Origin of the sequence: Lihuaxuella thermophila (genome assembly GCF_900110165.1) — a bacterium.
Classification (GTDB): domain Bacteria; phylum Bacillota; class Bacilli; order Thermoactinomycetales; family Thermoactinomycetaceae; genus Lihuaxuella; species Lihuaxuella thermophila.
The window spans coordinates 338,111-354,500 of the sequence record NZ_FOCQ01000002.1 but is presented as its reverse complement, the minus strand read 5'-3'; the positions used below and the strand labels follow the sequence as shown (position 1 = coordinate 354,500).

Genomic DNA, 16,390 nt, shown 5'->3' with positions numbered 1-16,390 from the left:
CCTGAGCCAGGATCAAACTCTCCATCAAAGTTTGACTGCTCAAATAGAATCAACAGGTCGTGTGTCACTCTTTAGTTTTCAAGGAACACTTTCTTCTGTTTCGTTGCCGCCTTGCATCTCGCGGCGACAAATAAGATATTAACACCATTTATTTTAGCTGTCAACACTTTTTTTATGATTTTTTTAACCGCCTATAAAAACAAGTTTTACTACAATCAAATAGAACAAACCCGGGATCCCCAGCCAACCGGTAATTAACGCGGTAACAGGGTTGATGGGAAGATGGAAATGCACATACTGCCCGAGCAAATTGACGATAAACAGCACAATCCCTCCTACCGCCGAATACAATAGCCCGTACCAAATCCATTTGAGCGGCTGAGTGACCGACCGGTTCATCACCATGAAAAACAGGATTCCGGCAATACCTGCTCCAACCCACCATTTAATCTCTGACATCATCATCCCTCCGTCAGAAGTACAAGCTATTAAAAGTTATGAGCCAGGCGGTGTCAGTAGAACATGTATTTCCCGCTTCCTCCGTATGATTCCGTAAAACAAGACGAAGCGCATACATGCCTGCCGGACACACCCATGACGAAGGGAGCAAAGCTTCATAATAAATGGCAAACAAACGGCAAACGGCGAATAAGTCAGGTGAGAATATCAATATGAAAACTTGGCAATCCGACGACCGTTCCCGCTCCCTAAAAAAAGCGGCCTTCCCTCACACAAGGGAAAGCCCTTCTCAATCGATGCACCCAACGAAGAATGAACCTCCCCCACCTGTGGAGTGGAGGGTGACCAATAGAATCAAGCCAACTTTCATGTAACAAGTTTACTTTTATCCTCGATCAGATCGATCAGAAAGTCAAATAAAAAGGATACCGAACAAAGCGCCATTCATTCCACCGATCGCAGAAGCGGGAGACTTCCGGTGCAAATGAGTCAAATCTCCCGTCTGCCTTCGAGCGCTTTGGTCAAAGTCACCTCATCGGCGTATTCCAAATCTCCTCCTACCGGAAGGCCGTGAGCGATGCGCGTCACCTTTAGTCCAAATGGTTTTACCAGCTTGGAAAGGTACATTGCCGTCGCTTCTCCTTCGATATTCGGATTGGTTGCCAAGATTAGCTCCTGAACAGTATCATCGCTCAATCTCTTGAGCAGATCGGGAATCTTTAGTTCATCCGGCCCGATTCCTTCAATGGGCGAGATGGCTCCGTGCAAGACATGGTATAAGCCGTTGTACTCACGCGTTCTTTCCATCGCCATGAGATCTTTCGTATCCTGCACAACGCAAATGACAGAACGGTCCCTCTTTTGATCCGTGCAGATATAACAGGGGTCCTGATCCGTAATGTTTCCACAGACGGAACATGTCCGCAAATCCCTTTTTGCTCTGACCAGTGCTTTCGCTAAATCCAATACATCCTCTTCTTCCATACTCAAAACAAAAAACGCCAGGCGACCGGCCGTTTTCGGACCAATGCCCGGAAGCCGCATAAAACCTTCAATCAGCTTGGATATCGGTTCAGGCACATACACAGTGAGCCACCCCTACGAAACAGATCTTTAAAACAGACCCGGTATGTTCATGCCAGCGGTAAATTTGCCTAAATCTTTGGCCACCATTTCATCCACTTGCTTCATGGCTTCGTTAAAAGCAGCCGTAATCAGATCCTGAAGCATTTCCACATCGTCGGGATCTACGACATCGGGGGCGATTTCCACTGCGATCAGCTGTTTGTGCCCGTTCATTCTCACTTTGACCACTCCGCCGCCCGCGGTGCCTTCCACCACTTTTTTCTCCAGCTCTTGCTGGGCTTTGGCCATTTCTGCTTGCATTTTTTTCACTTGTTTCATCATCTGATTCATATTTCTCATCATCATGCATATTCCTCCTTGATCCGTTCAACATGCTCCCCTTACAGTTGATCAGAGATCTCTACCAGGTTCTCTCCAAAGAAATCAATCGCTTTTTTCACCACATCATCTTCCCGAACTTGTTGCACCGGCTGAGTTTCACCGGGAGAGGGTTGGGCCGGTGCAGCAGCCCGCAATTCATTCCACTCCGGCAACATAATGGTATGGAGGGTGACAGGCCTGCCCAACACTTGCGTCATTACTTGCTGGATTAAGGCTTTATTTGCCTCTTTCTCCGTGGTTTCACGATGAATTTTGCTTTTGAAAGCGACAATCACTTTATCCTGCGCGGCCCCTACGGGTTCCCCGTCGATCAACCAGGCATGCACGGTGATCTTCTCTTCTTTGACCCGGCCGAGAATCTCCGGCCAAGCTCTCCTTACTTCTGCCAGCCCCTCGGAAGACAATTGACCCAACCACTCTTTGCGAACGGCCAAACTTTTTGCTGATGAAGGTCGTCTCTCCTCTTCTTTGGAGGAAAATCCCGCTCCAGGGGGAGCTGAAGGAGGAGGAGAAGATACAGCAACTGGAGACTGCTTTAATTTTTCAATCTCCTGCTCCAGCCGTCGTACCCGTTCCTTCAGTTCACGGACTGCATCCGGCTCAAAGCCGCCTACATCCTCCTGAGAGTGGGCTAATCGAACGATTGCCATTTCCAGCAAAATTCTGGGGTGGGGCGTCCATTTCATCTGTTGTTGGTGATGGACCAAAACGTCGAGCATCTCGGTAAGACGGGACACCGGCAAACTTTCCGCCAACCGGACTGCATCGCCTTCACCGGTCCAGCGCCCATTCTTTTCCGTCAGTTGGGGGGCTGTTTTGAACAGCAGCAGATCGCGGCACGCGTGAGTCAGGTCCTGAATCAGTTTCTCCGGCTCCAGGCCGTTCATCACGCATTCATCCAATTCGTTCAGCGCGGAAGCCGCATCCAGGCGTGCAACCCCCTGCAAGATTCGATATACGGCATCTTGTGAGGCAGAGCCGGTAATCGCGAGAACAACGCTTTCGTCCAGGCGATCTCCGCCGAAGGCCAGCGCCTGATCCAACAGACTCAAGGCATCCCGCATCCCTCCGTCTGCCGCACGGGCGATGGCAAACAAGGCTCTTTCTTCATAATCGATCTGTCCCGATTCCAAGATGACCCGGAGTCTGCCGATGATATGTTCAAAAGAAATTCGCCGGAAGGAAAAGCGTTGGCAACGGGAGATAATGGTTGGAGGAAGTTTATGCGGCTCGGTCGTTGCCAGGATGAAAACGACGTGTGCCGGGGGTTCTTCCAACGTCTTGAGCAAGGCATTGAAAGCTTCAGTGGTCAACATGTGTACTTCGTCAATAATATACACTTTGTAACGGACTTCTGTCGGGGCATACTTTACTTTATCGCGCAGGTCGCGAATTTCGTCTACCCCGCGGTTGGAAGCGGCGTCAATTTCGACCACATCCATCAGGGTGCCTTCAGTGATTCGCCTGCAGGCTTCACACTCATTGCATGGTTCCGGCGAGGGGCCGCGCTCACAGTTGACCGCCTTGGCCAAAATCTTGGCAGCACTTGTTTTTCCCGTACCCCTGGGACCGTTAAAAAGATAGGCATGAGAAAGATGGCCTTCCCTCAAGGCATTCATCAATGTCTGTGTAACATGCTCTTGTCCGACCAATTCCGCAAATCGTTGCGGTCTCCACACCCGATACAATGCCCGATAGGACACACCCAACACTCCAATACGCTCCATCAAAAGGGCGATTTATCGTTATCTCTCTTATCATACTACACCGGACCCCTTTTTTCCAAAAGAACAAAACCCACTTGATCAGTGGGTTCATGACTCTTCAACCGGTTTTTTAAGCCAATGGCAAGTGAACGCTGAAGGTTGTGCCCATCTCTCCAGAGGATACCCGGATAAATCCCCCGATCTCTTTCATGATCTGCTGACAGATGGACAAACCCAGGCCTGTTCCGTTTTCTTTCGTGGTAAAGAACGGTTCAAAAATCTTTTCCATCACATGAACAGGGATCCCGGGTCCCATGTCGACGATATCGACAATCACTTTGCTTTCCGGTTCCCCCGCGGTCAAACGGATGGTAAGTTCACCCCCGTCTCCCATCGCTTCAATGGCGTTTTTGCAAAGGTTGAGAAATACCTGTTTTAACAGTTCCCCATCGGCGACAACCACGGGAAGGGAAGAGAGATTTTTCTCTATGTTGACTTGCACATTATGCAGCATCGCTTCGTTTTTTATGATGGGCAAAATTTCCTTGAGCACCTTGAACACGCTTACCGTTTGCAAACGGACATCACGCGGCTTGCTCAAGAGCAGGAATTCCCCCACGAGATTGCTGATGCGGCTGATCTCTTTCAGCATGATCTCAATGTAGCCCTGCTCCTTGTACTGGCCGTTTTCTTTCAGCCTGTGCCCGATCACTTGCAAAAAGCCTTTAATGGAGGTGAGAGGATTCCGTATCTCATGCGCCGTTCCGGCTGCAATTTGTCCAAGCGTCGCCAAACGGTTGTTGCGGCGAATCTGCTTTTCCAGGGAGCGGATCTCCGTTACATTTTCTATGATCAAATAGCGCCCTGTAAAACCGCTGAAGCGATCGTGAACCGGATGAATCGTGATCGACAGGCACTGAGCAGCGTTTTTGACCTTCTGCTCCACCTCCGTCCGTCGACAGCCTTCAGCAGGTGAGGAAAGAAGGGCGATCAGCCGCTCGGAAAATGGCTCCGGCAATTGAAGCCGGGCGATCGACTCTTCCAACGGCTGATGGAGTACTTCTTTCCTCTCCATCCCCAAATATTTCCGTGCTGCCGGATTGATCTCCAAAACGCAATTCCGCTCATCCAGCAACACAATCCCGAGGTGCAGATGAGAGATTAACTGAGCGGCGATATTCTCAAAAGGTGTTGCGGGATAAAAGGTCAGCACATGGTAGGACCTGTGGTCATCATTTCCTGTCAACATCTGTATATCTGTTTTAATCATATTGGCACCGCCGCATCGCAACTTTCCTTTCAGCCATTGCATCTGGTTTCTGCCCCATTCCAACTGGGCCGGTACGGTTAAGAACTGTGTGCATGATTTTCCTTTTATCTCATGGTTTTTCAACTGGACAAGTCGCTGGAACGGACGATTCACATCCAAGATGATCCCTCGATCATCCACTATCATAACAGCTCGGGAAAACCGCTCCATCCAATACTTTAATTGATTGAAGTTCATGTCGAGATGAAAAGCAATGGGCACTTGTTCACCCCCTCAATCCCTGCGACTGCTATTTCCCGATCTAAATTACATTTTCATCCAATTCATACTACCTTTGTATTCGCTTTTTGTCATGCTCTTCCTTCTTTGCGTTCCATTTTTTCAGCATGGTTCACAAAAAATTACAAAAAAAAGACCACCTTGCCGATCAAGGTGGTCATTCTCTTCACTTTTATGTATAGGTACCGCGCACCTGTCTCCGACCCATCTGCATGGGCGGGCACTGCACAATCAGCTCAGACCAGGCGCCCCTGCGGCACACGGGAAATCTTCCTTAGTGCTGCTTCCGTCAGGACCTGACACGGTTCAGAAGCTCCCGTTGCGCAGGACCCGGCCGTCAGCACTGATCCATGCAGACCAGACCCCACACAAAATGGGCCTCGGACAGGAATTCAACCCCGTTATAGCGGATTACGGGTTACAGGGCACCGCTACCTCCCCGTCTAGCGCGATATTACAACTATAACATAAAACAGACGTTTGCAGCAATGGCTGGATTCATTTCCCTGTCCCATGAGTTCCTAGCGGATCAAGAGCGGCTTCACGTCATCAATCACCTTTAGCAATTGTTTGGAGCATTGTTCATACATATGTTTGGCGATGTTGTCGGTGGTGGAAAGGGCAAACATCTCTAGATCCGCTTCGCATTTTTTGAGGGTAGCCAACAGGGAAGCTTTTTCCTGAGGTTGTGGAACTTGAATCTGATCATCATAAAGATCCACATGCAACTGTCCGTAGGAATCCACTTGTGCCAGGAAGACATTTTCAACAGCCACACCCAGCTTTTCCAGCTCCGTCGCCAGCCATCCCCGATTCAATCCCAGGGTTGCCAGCGGTTCATCCAGAATGTTTCCGTCCATAATCACCGCCTGCGGTTCTGCTTCGGGCCCGACTTGGATGCCCAGATGCTTGGCCGTAAGCGGCTGATGTTCTTTCTTTAACAGGACATTGATATCGCCGCTGGGTTCCATGAGGGCAAACTCCACATCCGCAACTTGAAAGACATTCTTTTTCCTCAACTGTTCCAGAAGCTCATCCGTGTTCAGGCGTTCCTTTTTTAAATGATCCTCCAAGATTTTTCCTCTTCTGATCAGCACGGTTGGTTTCCCGTCAATCCAATTCCGCGCTGTTTTGCTTTTCAACTGTAGAAATTCAAGCCCCAGCGAGACCGCTCCCCAAACAACTAAAGCGAGTATGCCCGTATACCAGGGATAATCGGTTTCCAGGCAGAGAAAACCCGCAATGTTCCCGATGGTAATGCCGGTGATGTATTCGAAAAAGGAAAGCTGGGAAACCTGCCTCTTTCCCAGGATCTTGGTCAAAATGAACAGCGAAACAACCGCTGCCAATGTTCGCAACACAATTTCCAACCATAGCTGCATCGTTTTCTGACCTCTCACCGATATAGTCAAGCATATTATTTTACAAATATATACATCTATACGGTTTCTTATTAATTGGAGATCCACTTTCACATGCAACCGGTTGATACATAAATTTCCAGTATCCGCCCGGCAATAACGGACAAATTATTATCAAGCTATCAAGCTCTCGCAGAAAGTGGGTGGAACACGGATTGATAAGCAAATTTCCCCTTGGTTCTATCACTGGTTTGTCCGCCCTAAACGGCTGACAAAAAAATATATCCACAATCATCTGCTCAGCCGGTTTCAATTTGACGGACAAACCGTGCTCGATTTTGGTTCCGGTACAGGAGCCAATTGCACGATCTTTTCTCCTGATACCTATATCGGGGTTGACCCTGATCATAGAAGAATCGAGTATGCCAGGAGAATTTACCCGAAGCATTCGTTTCATGTTTTGGAAAGCCACCGGTTGCCCGTTGAAGACAAAAGCATGGATTATGTGCTTATTATTGCTGTTTTACATCATATTTCTACGGACGAAATAGCAAAGTATATGAGAGAGTTTGCGAGAATTCTAAAACCCACGGGTTCGATCCTGGTGATGGAACCTTGCCTGGATGACAACAAACCCTTATGCAACCGTTTTATGAAATGGTTTGACAAAGGGCCGTATATCCGGAATGAAGAAGAGTACCTAAATCTTTTCAAGGAACACCGCTTTGAATGCAAGGTATTAAATAGGTTCGTGAAAGGTTTATTGTACAATGAACTCTTTTTTTCGGCACAGCAACGGTAAGGAAAAAGGTGATCAATGATGACCATTGCGTCAGATGTAAAAAAATGTTTAGCCTCTTTAAAAAGCGCCCAGGCAAACCTTGAACAATTCGCGTTGAGCACCCAAAACCAACAGGCCAAACAAATATTTACCAATGCTGCACAAACAACACAACAAGTGATCGAACAGGTAGAAAACCGTATACAGCAATTGGAAAGAGAAGAGCCGCAATATAAAGGATTTTAAACCGGCCCCAAACACCTCGATCAGCCGTATGGCGGTTGCCGAGGTGTTTTTCCATTATAGAAACGTCTGAGACCAAGCTGCATCCGTTTTCTCTTTTTACGTTACCTGGCAGATTTATTGGTTTGCTGAATTCAGAAATATTGTCTATACTTGAGATGCGGGCACACAGAATGAGTTACAAGGCACAGGGGTGTATTGTGATGTATGGTTCCTTGGGAGAACGCCATTTACAGAGAAAGTACGGAAGTGAAAAACGGGCGGCTGCTTTCTATAAGAATCAAATGTTAGATCACTTGACTCCCATGATGAAGGAATTTCTCGCCAAACAGGAAATGATGTTTATTGCCACTGCCGACCGTCAAGGGAATTGTGACATGTCCTTCCGTTCAGGTTTACCCGGTTTTGTCCGTGTAATCGATGAAAAGACGGTAATCTACCCTGAATACCGCGGGAACGGAGTCTATGCGAGTCTCGGAAATATTATTGAAAATCCGCATATCGGGATGTTATTTATCGATTTTTTTGAACACAAAATCGGACTACATATTAATGGTGCAGCCAAAATTATCGAAAATGAGGCCCTACATACGTCACCTTACATTCCTGAGCAAACAGCGGCGATCCTTCGGGAAGAAGAAGGGAGACTCGCCGAAAGATGGGTGCTTGTGAAGATCGATGAGGCTTATATCCACTGCTCCAAACATATCCCCTTGCTCAAAAAAGTAGATGACGAAAGACATTGGGGCACAGATAACGAAAAACACAAAGGCGGAGATTTTTTCGGGACCAAGGCATATAAAGAAAAAGCTCGCGCAGTCTCCGGGTTGAGCAGGCGCAGCAGCCGTGCAAAAAATAGTTGGGGTCAACGGTTTATTTCCCTATTCACAAAGGGTACTTGACTCGGGCAAAAACCTGGCAATTGCATGTTGCAAGTTGTCAGGTTTTTGTAGTTGCTCCCCATCCCCATGTTATTCAAAAAATAGATGCATGGCATGGAAGATGCCAATGACAGATCATGACCACATGGGAATATAACCATCCAAATAAAAGGAATGGAAGACATGATTCAAACCTATTCATTGGGGCAAAAGATCCGACAATTTTTGATGATCTTGCTACCGGTTCTTGTTACACAACTCGCTTTGTTTGCAATGAGTTTCTTCGATACCGTCATGTCCGGTCATGCCAGCGCACATGACTTGGCCGGTGTCGCCATCGGTACCAGTATCTGGTCTCCCATATTGACCGGCTTAAACGGAATCCTCCTCTCCTTGACCCCCATCGTGTCACAATTGACTGGAGCCGGCCGGCGCGGTGAAGTCCCTTTTAAAGTTGTTCAAGCGACTTACCTGGCATTGGCGATCGCCGTTTTGGTCATCTTCTGCGGGGCATTGTTGCTGGATCCCATCCTGAACAGTATGGAGCTGGAACCGAATGTCCGCCAGATTGCCCGTGAATTTTTGGTTGCCCTGTCTTACGGAATGGTTCCGCTGTTTGTGTATAATGTGCTTCGTTGTTTTATTGATGCGCTCGGGCAAACAAGGGTGTCGATGCTGATCACTCTGATCGCACTGCCCATCAATATATTCCTGAATTACTTGCTGATTTTCGGCAAGCTCGGATTTCCCCGTCTTGGAGGTGTAGGTGCAGGATACGCATCGGCCATTACGTACTGGTGCATCATGCTGATCGCTGTTTTCGTTGTGATTCGTCTCAAACCTTTTTCAGATTATCAAGTGTTCCGGCATTTTTACCCGATTTCTTTTACCGCATGGAAGGAACAGCTTAAAATCGGCATCCCCATCGGTTTTTCCATTTTCTTTGAAACCAGCATTTTTGCAGCAGTTACATTGCTGATGAGTGAATTTAACACGGCAACCATTGCGGCCCATCAAGCGGCCCTGAACTTTGCATCGTTTCTGTACATGGTCCCCATGAGCATTTCGATGGCGATCACCATTGCCGTCGGTTTTGAAGTCGGGGCCAAAAGATACGATGATGCACGCAAATACAGCTATCTGGGAATCAGTATCGCCGTCATGATGGGACTGCTTTGCGCCATCGGGATACTCACTTTCACCGAACAAGTGGCCCGGATGTATACGACAGATTCAGTTGTGCTTCAACTGACAAAGCAATTTTTGTTTTACGCGATCTTTTTCCAATTGTCTGATGCCATAGCCGCACCCATACAAGGGGCACTCAGAGGTTACAAAGATGTCAACGCAACCTTCATCATGGCATTCGTTTCATACTGGATTCTGGGATTGCCCATAGGATATCTACTGGCAAGCTATTCATCATTTGGAGCATTCGGTTATTGGATCGGCTTGATTTCAGGACTTGCATTCGGGGCCGTTTTCTTATCGTTACGATTGGCCAAAATCCAGCGCCGTGCAAACATCATGGAAAGAGGAGAAGAGGACAGACTTGGCGCATGCCCATGAAATCATGAAAGCCTTGGAAAGCCGGTTTCCAAGGCTTTTCGTATGAGCATCAACGGGCTTTGATCATGCTCCAGTCTTGCAGATAGGAGCTGAGTGCCGAATCTGGAGTCACTTGCTTTTTTCCGGTCCCGTCGACAGAAATGGTAAAAATCCGTTCCCGGTACGGATACTGACTCATCACTTCATTAAACGCGAGTTTTTGCCCGTCGGGTGAGAGTCTTACACCGGAAACGTTTGCCGCGGATGTATAGAGAATCACGGGTTGGGTGCCATCAGCGTTCATTTTGTAGATATGGTATTTCATGTTGTCATACGGGTCTGGAGCTTGACGCACAAAATAGAGAGTACGTCCATCCGCAGACCACGCGGGGCTGCTGTCAGTGACGCGGTGAGGATTGTTCGTCAGTTGTTTTTTGCCTGTTCCGTCCGCATTCATCACGAAAATGTCCTCTTTGATCGGGTCCAAAGCCTTATTATACGAGGTAAACGAGATTCGTCCGTCCGGAGACCACCTGGGAGCATGTTCATAAATATCAGCCGTTTGCGTCAGGTTGCGCGGATTGGAACCATCCGCGTTCATGACGAAGATATCGCTGGTGGCACCGGTTCCAATGCTTTCATACGAAATTGTGCTTCCGTCCGGCGACCACTGCGGCAACCGATCATTCACATCATTACGGGTCAGTTGTCTCAAGTTGCTGCCATCGGCATTGATCACAAATATTTCCTGGTCATGCGGATAGCTCGGATCCAGATTATCTGAGACAAAAACGATTTTGTTTCCGTCCGGGGAAACGTCGGCATAGTAACTTCTCATTTCATCATCCGTCAGGTTGACAACTCCCGTCCCGTCCGGATTCATCACGAAAATGTCTTCATCGGCTGCGGCATCGCCATCATGGTCGCGTACAAAGACGATTTTTTCACCATTGATGTAGCCCGCTTTGACAATACCGGACAACTTTTGTTCAGCGGCGGTGGACACGGCTGCGGTCCCGCCGAGGATATAGATCTTCTCAATCGGATTGGGGTAGGCTTTCAGATAACTTTCCACATTCACATTCAATGCGGAAGGTTGGGTTAATAAAATCGGAGCTTTCGCAAACGCGGCCAGAGGACCGCCGGCTAAGGCATCCGCGAATACGTCACCCCGGGCAACCGTTACGTTGGCCGGGCTCATCTGAAAGTGTTTTGCCACATTGACCGCTGTTTGATAGCGGTCGCTTCCGTAGATGCGTGTCACCGTTCCCCGGGTGCTGAGTTGGCTTTGGACGCGATCGGAAACGACTGCAGGTCCCCCGACGATGATAAACTTGTTGATTTCGCTGTGTTGGTTGAGAAAGTTTTGAATGGCCGCCGGAATTTGTTCTGTTCCGACCAACAGAATGGGCATCCCCTTTTGCGCGGCGATGCTGGATGCGGCCAGAGCATCGGCAAAGCCTGTTCCACTGGCTATAATCGCGGTATCTGATGTGCTTGCCGCCACCACTTTTTCGGCGATGGCAGCCGAGACGGCATACCGGTCGGCACCGCTTAACCGCATAACCGTGGATACGCCCAACTGCTTCAGCTGTGTTTCCACATTCGTTGATACAGCGCCTGTTCCGCCTAATATAATCGCGGTACTGGGATGGCGCCGGGAAATCTCTGTCTGGACGGATGACGGCAAAGAAGTGGGTGTGGTAAGTAAAACGGGTGCCTTTTTCGAATAGGCCAGCGGTCCCCCGGATAAGGCATCCGGATATTGATCCCCCCGGGCGATGATCACCGTATCGGACTGGAGGCCCAGCGACTCCATTTCCCTGCTCACAGAAACCGCGACTTCGTAGCGATCCTTCCCTGCCAACCTCTCTACAGCTCCCATCTCAGCTGCATGGGCGGTTGAAACAGGCAAGAAAGAACCGAACAGAGTCAAGCTGCCGACAACGGCAACCGCTCTTTTCCACTTTTTTGACAAGCTATATACCCCTTTCCCGAAATATTCCGCACGTTTTTTTATTCGGGAATCACATGGAATTTTTGTCTTTGTTCCGGAGAAAAGAATGAAAGTTAATAAAATGACTCACCTTCCACCCCAATGAAAGTTGAGCCCGTCTTTTTCTATGGATTACATTTCTGCTCCATTTTTGGGATCGGGGCCTCTTGGAAGCAACCATTGTTTTCTACAAAAAAAGCCCCCGCTTCTTAGCAAGGGAGCCAAGGATTTGTTCGCATAAGATATCATGATAAAGCTCGCCAATTGCACCGTCCTTCAATTGGTGAGGCTCTCGTTTCTCCTCCACAGGAAGATACACCCTTCGAATGGCTTCAAGACCCATGCCGATTTATTTATCGTTTGAAGATGGATGGCCCTTCATTCCCGGCATCATCGATCGTAGTTTTTTGCCGTATAAACCGGCCAGTTCCAAAAGGAACTTCCCTGACTGATGAGAAATCTGTCAAACCATAATTCAAAATTCATATAAAGCTTCCGCGCATCTTTCAATGGGGCTATTTTATCTTTCACAAGCAGATAATCAGGGTCGCCGCTTTGATATAGATGGGAATCAATTACCAGATGATCCCCGTACAGATCGGCGATGGTATACCGCCCTTCAAACGGCTCCCCGACGGCATAGAACAGAATCTCATCCAAGCTGTACAGGATATTTTCCCCGCCGTATTCCGGATGATCGAATAATCGGCACCCATTGGTTATCAACAGGAAATTTTTATAATCCTCAGGGAGGATCCACCCCGTTTTTTCCTCAAAAGCTCTGATCTGTTCCAAGGTTGCGGGTTCATGAAACCTGCATGTGTAGGTTCCAATATGCCCCCGTCCCCCATATACTTCAATCATTTGATTGTTATTTTCCAGTCGTTTTTTTAAAGCGGTAAGGGACAACTCAATGAGGCTTTTCTCCTGCATCCAATCAGCTCCCCAATTGTGCTCATATGATCGGTTGTTGATTATGAGAAGGGTCGCAGTAGGTGATAATGGAGGTAATTCCTTATTGTCTCAAGATGTAAAGACCGAAAACCAAGTGTGCAACAGAATTGTCTCCCTTTTGAAGATGTTCGAGGATTCCTTCTGGATACAATGGCCTTTTTCTCGATTCAGAAAATGTTTTCCATAACATTTGTACGTGGCTATACCCTTTGTGCCTGTAGCACTCTCTTTTACAATCCTCGTCATTTAAAGTTGCTTTATGGAAGAGAGTAACAGAGTGATGAACCTGTCCATCAAACTCTACCAATCGTTCAGCCACTGCAACTAATTCTCCGACTTCAATCTTTAAATTGTACTCTTCCATACATTCTCTTTGAATTGCAGATGCCGCAGACTCAGAAAATTCAACACTGCCGCCAGGAAAACGATAAAAAGATTCTTTCATATCACACTGAACCAATACCTTCATAACCCCTTCGACATCACATTTTATCATGATGGCTTCGGCTCTTACTAAATGGATTCATACGCAAGTTTCTATCCTCCATGAACCGGTTTTGAAAGTATGAATGATCCCCATCCAATTATTTTGATACAACCTAAAGCAGATGGTGTGTCATCACCGGGTTAAACGATAATTTATAAAATTGGGAATCGAGTCTATTTTAACATTCCGGATTAAAAAAGAGAGAAGTCGGATATGCAACCGCTTCTCTCTTGGATGTTTAAAAATATTAAGGGGCGCTGCAATATTGGGATCCTTTTCCGATTGTTCGATAAGGGCAATCGGCATTTTCGGCGAGATAGAGAACCGCTTCCCGATTCCGTGCCGTTTCCCTGGCGATCACTTCATCGGGTGGATAGAAGCCGGGATTGGAACTGGTTGGATACTTTTCAAAAGTAAACGCGAAGATTTTGTGTGCGCCGTAAGCCCAGTCGGTGAAATCCCCGTCGGTGATATACAGGTCACTCGATTGCTGCGGTGTGTAGCCATTGGTTTGGGCCATGGCTTGTCCCATCGTGACGAATACCTGATGGTCATCAGCGCTCATGTCGCCGGGAGTATCTTCATACGTGTAACCGTAAGGCCAGAGGATTAACTCGCTGTATGTGTGGAAAGTGATCGACGCTTTAATTTGTTGTTTGCCGCCGATGACCCGGCTGTTGATAAAATCACGTAAGCGGGCCGTTTCCGGGGCAGAAAACGGAGCGGAGCCGCGATAGGTTTCACTGGAAGGGCTTCCGCTGGAACCGCCGCAGCAGCCCCATTTGTATCCGTAATTGCGGTTTAAGTCAGTGCCGATATATCTTGATCCGGAATTGGGCTGACGATTTTTGCGCCAGTACTGATAACTCCCATTGGCGGTATCGTACTCGCCGCCATCGGGATTGAGGTTGAAGACGATGTATACTTCGCGGCTGTTGACGATGTTGGTAATGCGGGAATCCCTACCGTAATTGTCTGCAAAAAGATGAAGGAGGTACAGAGCCATTTCGACGGTCAAATGTTCGCGGGCATGATGGAGGGAAACATAGAGCACTTCCGGTTCATTTTCGTCGGTTTCTACTTGGTCGCTGATTTTAACTGCCCAGAGCTGGCGGCCTTCGTAGGAAGTTCCAATGCTGAATTTTTTTACGATATTAGGACGGGCAGCGGCCACCTGATCTATTTCGGCAACCATTTCCTGATAGTTATGATAAAGGGAATCATAGGAAGGAAAATCTTCAGCCCCAAAAAAGACGCCCGGCTCCAGTTTGAAGCCCGATTGTTTCAGCTGTTGCACCTCCTGTGCGGTGGCGGTGATCACCACATAATCCTTGCCGACTTCCTCAATGGCCGCTCCTGTTCTGGCGATGGCCGTCCGGGACTCTTTGGTCCGGACATCCTGAACCATATAGATTCCAATATCTCCATTCGGGGCGGCAATGTTTTTCCCCCGTTGATCGGGTTGTCCAAAGGTGGTTGCCGGAAGGCAAGCCAGAACCAAAAGGGAAGCTAACAGGACATACATCCATTTTCTCTTTTTCATACACAGACCGGCTCCTTTCTCTTTTTTTGAGAGCAAGGTGCATCAATCCTCTTCCAATCGCTCTGTGGTCGGCCGCCCTCCTTTCCCGGAGAATGGAACGCCCAAGTTGTAAAAATTAACAACGACAGGCTGGAGCATTAAAAGCAGAGTGAATGGATAATCTCGTTGGCGGATAAATGGTACCTTTCTAATTAATCCGAAAAACGAATATGCAAAAACAGACTTATGCAATAGAAAAAGTCACAACATAGGCGTATCCATTATTTCGACAAATATAAAATAAAAACCTTTGTTTAAAAATTAAAATAAGACACTCAGAACAACTTCTCCTCACAGTTGCAGGATGAACCGGATCAGAAAGCTAAAAACTTCAATAGAAGGGCTCATTTAAATGAAAATAGGGATTGCTCCTGACGCAGCGTCAGGTCGTACACTAAGGTTGCCGGCAAAAAACAACTCGCGCGAAATGAGGGGATGATCATAGACAAGGAAGTTTGGAAAGTGGGAGAATTGGCTAAACAAACCGGGCTGACCGTGCGAACCCTTCACCATTACGACCGGATTGGCTTGCTCTCTCCTTCACGGTATTCGGATTCGGGTCATCGGCTCTATACCAAAGCCGACCTCTCCAGTCTGCAACAAATCATATCAAGCAGGCGATGTCACACATTTAATTGGTTGTTGCGAGGTCTGTTCGGCGGATTTATTGAACAGTTTGGCGGCATGACTCAAGTAAAAGTGATGGTGAACATCGGGATCGTAACCAGCCTGATCTTTCCGATAGACTCTTTGTTCAGGAAAATGACGATTTATTTATTTGACTCGGCAGACAAACCCTTTCTTTAGCGACACAAGGGATATTTGGCAGCGTGCCGGTCCCGAGTGACATCATGATGGTCTATACATGTCTGTACGGAATCATCGCTCTCTGGCTTGCCATACGATCATTTGCACGAAGAGATCTCTAATAGACAGAATCCGGAAGATAATAACCGGATTGGGAAGAAAAATCGCCTCCTCAAAGCTTGTGCTTTTGAGGAGGCGATTTTTCTGTTTGGCATTTGTGAGGGTCAGCAGCTTCACAGCTAGCATCCCACTCCAACACTGTATTCTCATCACGAAGCACACCGGTTTTCAAACCAATGAATACATGAGGATAAGTTGAATTGGGTGACTCTTTTAACGCTTTTTTCTCTGTTATGAATGGGTAATTGTTTTTTCAGACCATTAAGAACAAATGTACCATCGTAGCCAACAAATTATTTACCCGAATCATCATAACAGTATCTTCAAATAAACAAAACACATCGAAGATAAGATCTGTTTTATTGAATAAATTTTATATCCTCTTCAAATAGTAACTCCGACAACCCTTGTTTTTTTGTCTTCAGAAAAGTTCTGGTAAATATCGGAAC

The 16,390-nt window shown here is 47.4% G+C and carries 16 protein-coding genes and 1 other RNA gene; 5 read left to right on the top strand and 12 right to left on the bottom strand.

The genetic code is table 11. The features are described 5' to 3' along the window. Nucleotides 1-183 precede the first annotated feature (183 nt). The 7 genes from BMW55_RS03580 to BMW55_RS03550 form a co-directional block, all read right to left on the bottom strand. The gene (locus BMW55_RS03580; RefSeq protein WP_089965424.1) at nucleotides 184-459 is read right to left on the bottom strand and encodes a pro-sigmaK processing inhibitor BofA family protein; all 276 of its coding nucleotides are present in this window, start codon (nucleotides 457-459) and stop codon (nucleotides 184-186) included. Nucleotides 460-948: 489 nt separating this feature from the next. Continuing rightward, nucleotides 949-1,545, bottom strand: a complete 597-nt coding sequence (gene recR, locus BMW55_RS03575; RefSeq protein WP_089965422.1) for a recombination mediator RecR — start codon at nucleotides 1,543-1,545, stop codon at nucleotides 949-951. Between the two features lie 27 nt (nucleotides 1,546-1,572). After that, nucleotides 1,573-1,884: a YbaB/EbfC family nucleoid-associated protein gene (locus tag BMW55_RS03570; RefSeq protein WP_244527429.1), complete on the bottom strand. Its 312-nt coding sequence runs from the start codon at nucleotides 1,882-1,884 to the stop codon at nucleotides 1,573-1,575. Between the two features lie 41 nt (nucleotides 1,885-1,925). Beyond that, nucleotides 1,926-3,629 (bottom strand): DNA polymerase III subunit gamma/tau, encoded by a 1,704-nt coding sequence (gene dnaX, locus BMW55_RS03565; RefSeq protein WP_089965421.1) that lies wholly within the window; start codon nucleotides 3,627-3,629, stop codon nucleotides 1,926-1,928. Between the two features lie 133 nt (nucleotides 3,630-3,762). Continuing rightward, nucleotides 3,763-5,163, bottom strand: a complete 1,401-nt coding sequence (locus tag BMW55_RS03560; protein ID WP_089965419.1) for an ATP-binding protein — start codon at nucleotides 5,161-5,163, stop codon at nucleotides 3,763-3,765. 203 nt (nucleotides 5,164-5,366) lie between these two features. After that, an RNA gene (gene ffs, locus BMW55_RS03555) (signal recognition particle sRNA large type) lies at nucleotides 5,367-5,633 on the bottom strand. Between the two features lie 69 nt (nucleotides 5,634-5,702). Beyond that, nucleotides 5,703-6,563, bottom strand: a complete 861-nt coding sequence (locus tag BMW55_RS03550; RefSeq protein ID WP_089965418.1) for a DUF421 domain-containing protein — start codon at nucleotides 6,561-6,563, stop codon at nucleotides 5,703-5,705. A 178-nt stretch (nucleotides 6,564-6,741) separates the two neighbouring features. On the opposite strand from BMW55_RS03550, the gene BMW55_RS03545 reads away from it, so the two are divergent. The 4 genes from BMW55_RS03545 (at nucleotide 6,742) to BMW55_RS03530 (ending at nucleotide 10,016) form a co-directional block, all read left to right on the top strand. Further along, nucleotides 6,742-7,344 (top strand): class I SAM-dependent methyltransferase, encoded by a 603-nt coding sequence (locus tag BMW55_RS03545; protein WP_170839721.1) that lies wholly within the window; start codon nucleotides 6,742-6,744, stop codon nucleotides 7,342-7,344. A gap of 18 nt (nucleotides 7,345-7,362) precedes the next feature. Further along, the gene (locus tag BMW55_RS03540; protein ID WP_089965413.1) at nucleotides 7,363-7,569 is read left to right on the top strand and encodes a DUF1657 domain-containing protein; all 207 of its coding nucleotides are present in this window, start codon (nucleotides 7,363-7,365) and stop codon (nucleotides 7,567-7,569) included. Nucleotides 7,570-7,769: 200 nt separating this feature from the next. Beyond that, a complete protein-coding gene (locus tag BMW55_RS03535) occupies nucleotides 7,770-8,468 on the top strand; it encodes a pyridoxamine 5'-phosphate oxidase family protein (RefSeq protein ID WP_089965412.1) in 699 nt (232 codons plus the stop codon). A 162-nt stretch (nucleotides 8,469-8,630) separates the two neighbouring features. Next, nucleotides 8,631-10,016: an MATE family efflux transporter gene (locus BMW55_RS03530; protein WP_089965409.1), complete on the top strand. Its 1,386-nt coding sequence runs from the start codon at nucleotides 8,631-8,633 to the stop codon at nucleotides 10,014-10,016. A gap of 49 nt (nucleotides 10,017-10,065) precedes the next feature. Here the strand turns inward: BMW55_RS03530 and BMW55_RS03525 are convergent, their stop codons facing one another. The 4 genes from BMW55_RS03525 to BMW55_RS03510 all read right to left on the bottom strand — a co-directional run bounded on the left by BMW55_RS03525 (nucleotide 10,066) and on the right by BMW55_RS03510 (nucleotide 14,975). After that, nucleotides 10,066-11,973: a cell wall-binding repeat-containing protein gene (locus tag BMW55_RS03525; protein WP_089965408.1), complete on the bottom strand. Its 1,908-nt coding sequence runs from the start codon at nucleotides 11,971-11,973 to the stop codon at nucleotides 10,066-10,068. Nucleotides 11,974-12,381: 408 nt separating this feature from the next. Then, nucleotides 12,382-12,924, bottom strand: a complete 543-nt coding sequence (locus BMW55_RS03520) for an SMI1/KNR4 family protein (RefSeq protein ID WP_089965406.1) — start codon at nucleotides 12,922-12,924, stop codon at nucleotides 12,382-12,384. Nucleotides 12,925-13,006: 82 nt separating this feature from the next. After that, nucleotides 13,007-13,414: an NUDIX domain-containing protein gene (locus BMW55_RS03515; RefSeq protein ID WP_170839720.1), complete on the bottom strand. Its 408-nt coding sequence runs from the start codon at nucleotides 13,412-13,414 to the stop codon at nucleotides 13,007-13,009. Between the two features lie 265 nt (nucleotides 13,415-13,679). Beyond that, entirely contained in the window at nucleotides 13,680-14,975 is a 1,296-nt protein-coding gene (locus BMW55_RS03510; RefSeq protein ID WP_089965472.1) for a M14 family metallopeptidase, read from the bottom strand. Between the two features lie 501 nt (nucleotides 14,976-15,476). Here BMW55_RS03510 and BMW55_RS19910 point away from each other — a divergent pair. Further along, nucleotides 15,477-15,821 (top strand): MerR family transcriptional regulator, encoded by a 345-nt coding sequence (locus tag BMW55_RS19910; RefSeq protein ID WP_244527423.1) that lies wholly within the window; start codon nucleotides 15,477-15,479, stop codon nucleotides 15,819-15,821. Between the two features lie 72 nt (nucleotides 15,822-15,893). Here BMW55_RS19910 and BMW55_RS19225 read toward each other — a convergent pair whose 3' ends face one another. Beyond that, entirely contained in the window at nucleotides 15,894-16,058 is a 165-nt protein-coding gene (locus BMW55_RS19225; RefSeq protein ID WP_170839719.1) for a hypothetical protein, read from the bottom strand. Nucleotides 16,059-16,390: the final 332 nt, after the last annotated feature.

Excerpts from the sequence above, each read along its gene's own strand:
- BMW55_RS03580 (WP_089965424.1), bottom strand. The coding sequence starts at position 459 with ATGTCAGAGATTAAATGGTGGGTTGGAGCAGGTATTGCCGGAATCCTG.
- BMW55_RS03570 (WP_244527429.1), bottom strand. The coding sequence starts at position 1,884 with ATGAGAAATATGAATCAGATGATGAAACAAGTGAAAAAAATGCAAGCA.
- BMW55_RS03550 (WP_089965418.1), bottom strand. The coding sequence starts at position 6,563 with ATGCAGCTATGGTTGGAAATTGTGTTGCGAACATTGGCAGCGGTTGTT.
- BMW55_RS03540 (WP_089965413.1), top strand. The coding sequence starts at position 7,363 with ATGACCATTGCGTCAGATGTAAAAAAATGTTTAGCCTCTTTAAAAAGC.
- BMW55_RS03535 (WP_089965412.1), top strand. The coding sequence starts at position 7,770 with ATGTATGGTTCCTTGGGAGAACGCCATTTACAGAGAAAGTACGGAAGT.
- BMW55_RS03530 (WP_089965409.1), top strand. The coding sequence starts at position 8,631 with ATGATTCAAACCTATTCATTGGGGCAAAAGATCCGACAATTTTTGATG.
- BMW55_RS03520 (WP_089965406.1), bottom strand. The coding sequence starts at position 12,924 with ATGCAGGAGAAAAGCCTCATTGAGTTGTCCCTTACCGCTTTAAAAAAA.
- BMW55_RS03515 (WP_170839720.1), bottom strand. The coding sequence starts at position 13,414 with ATGAAGGTATTGGTTCAGTGTGATATGAAAGAATCTTTTTATCGTTTT.
- BMW55_RS03510 (WP_089965472.1), bottom strand. The coding sequence starts at position 14,975 with ATGAAAAAGAGAAAATGGATGTATGTCCTGTTAGCTTCCCTTTTGGTT.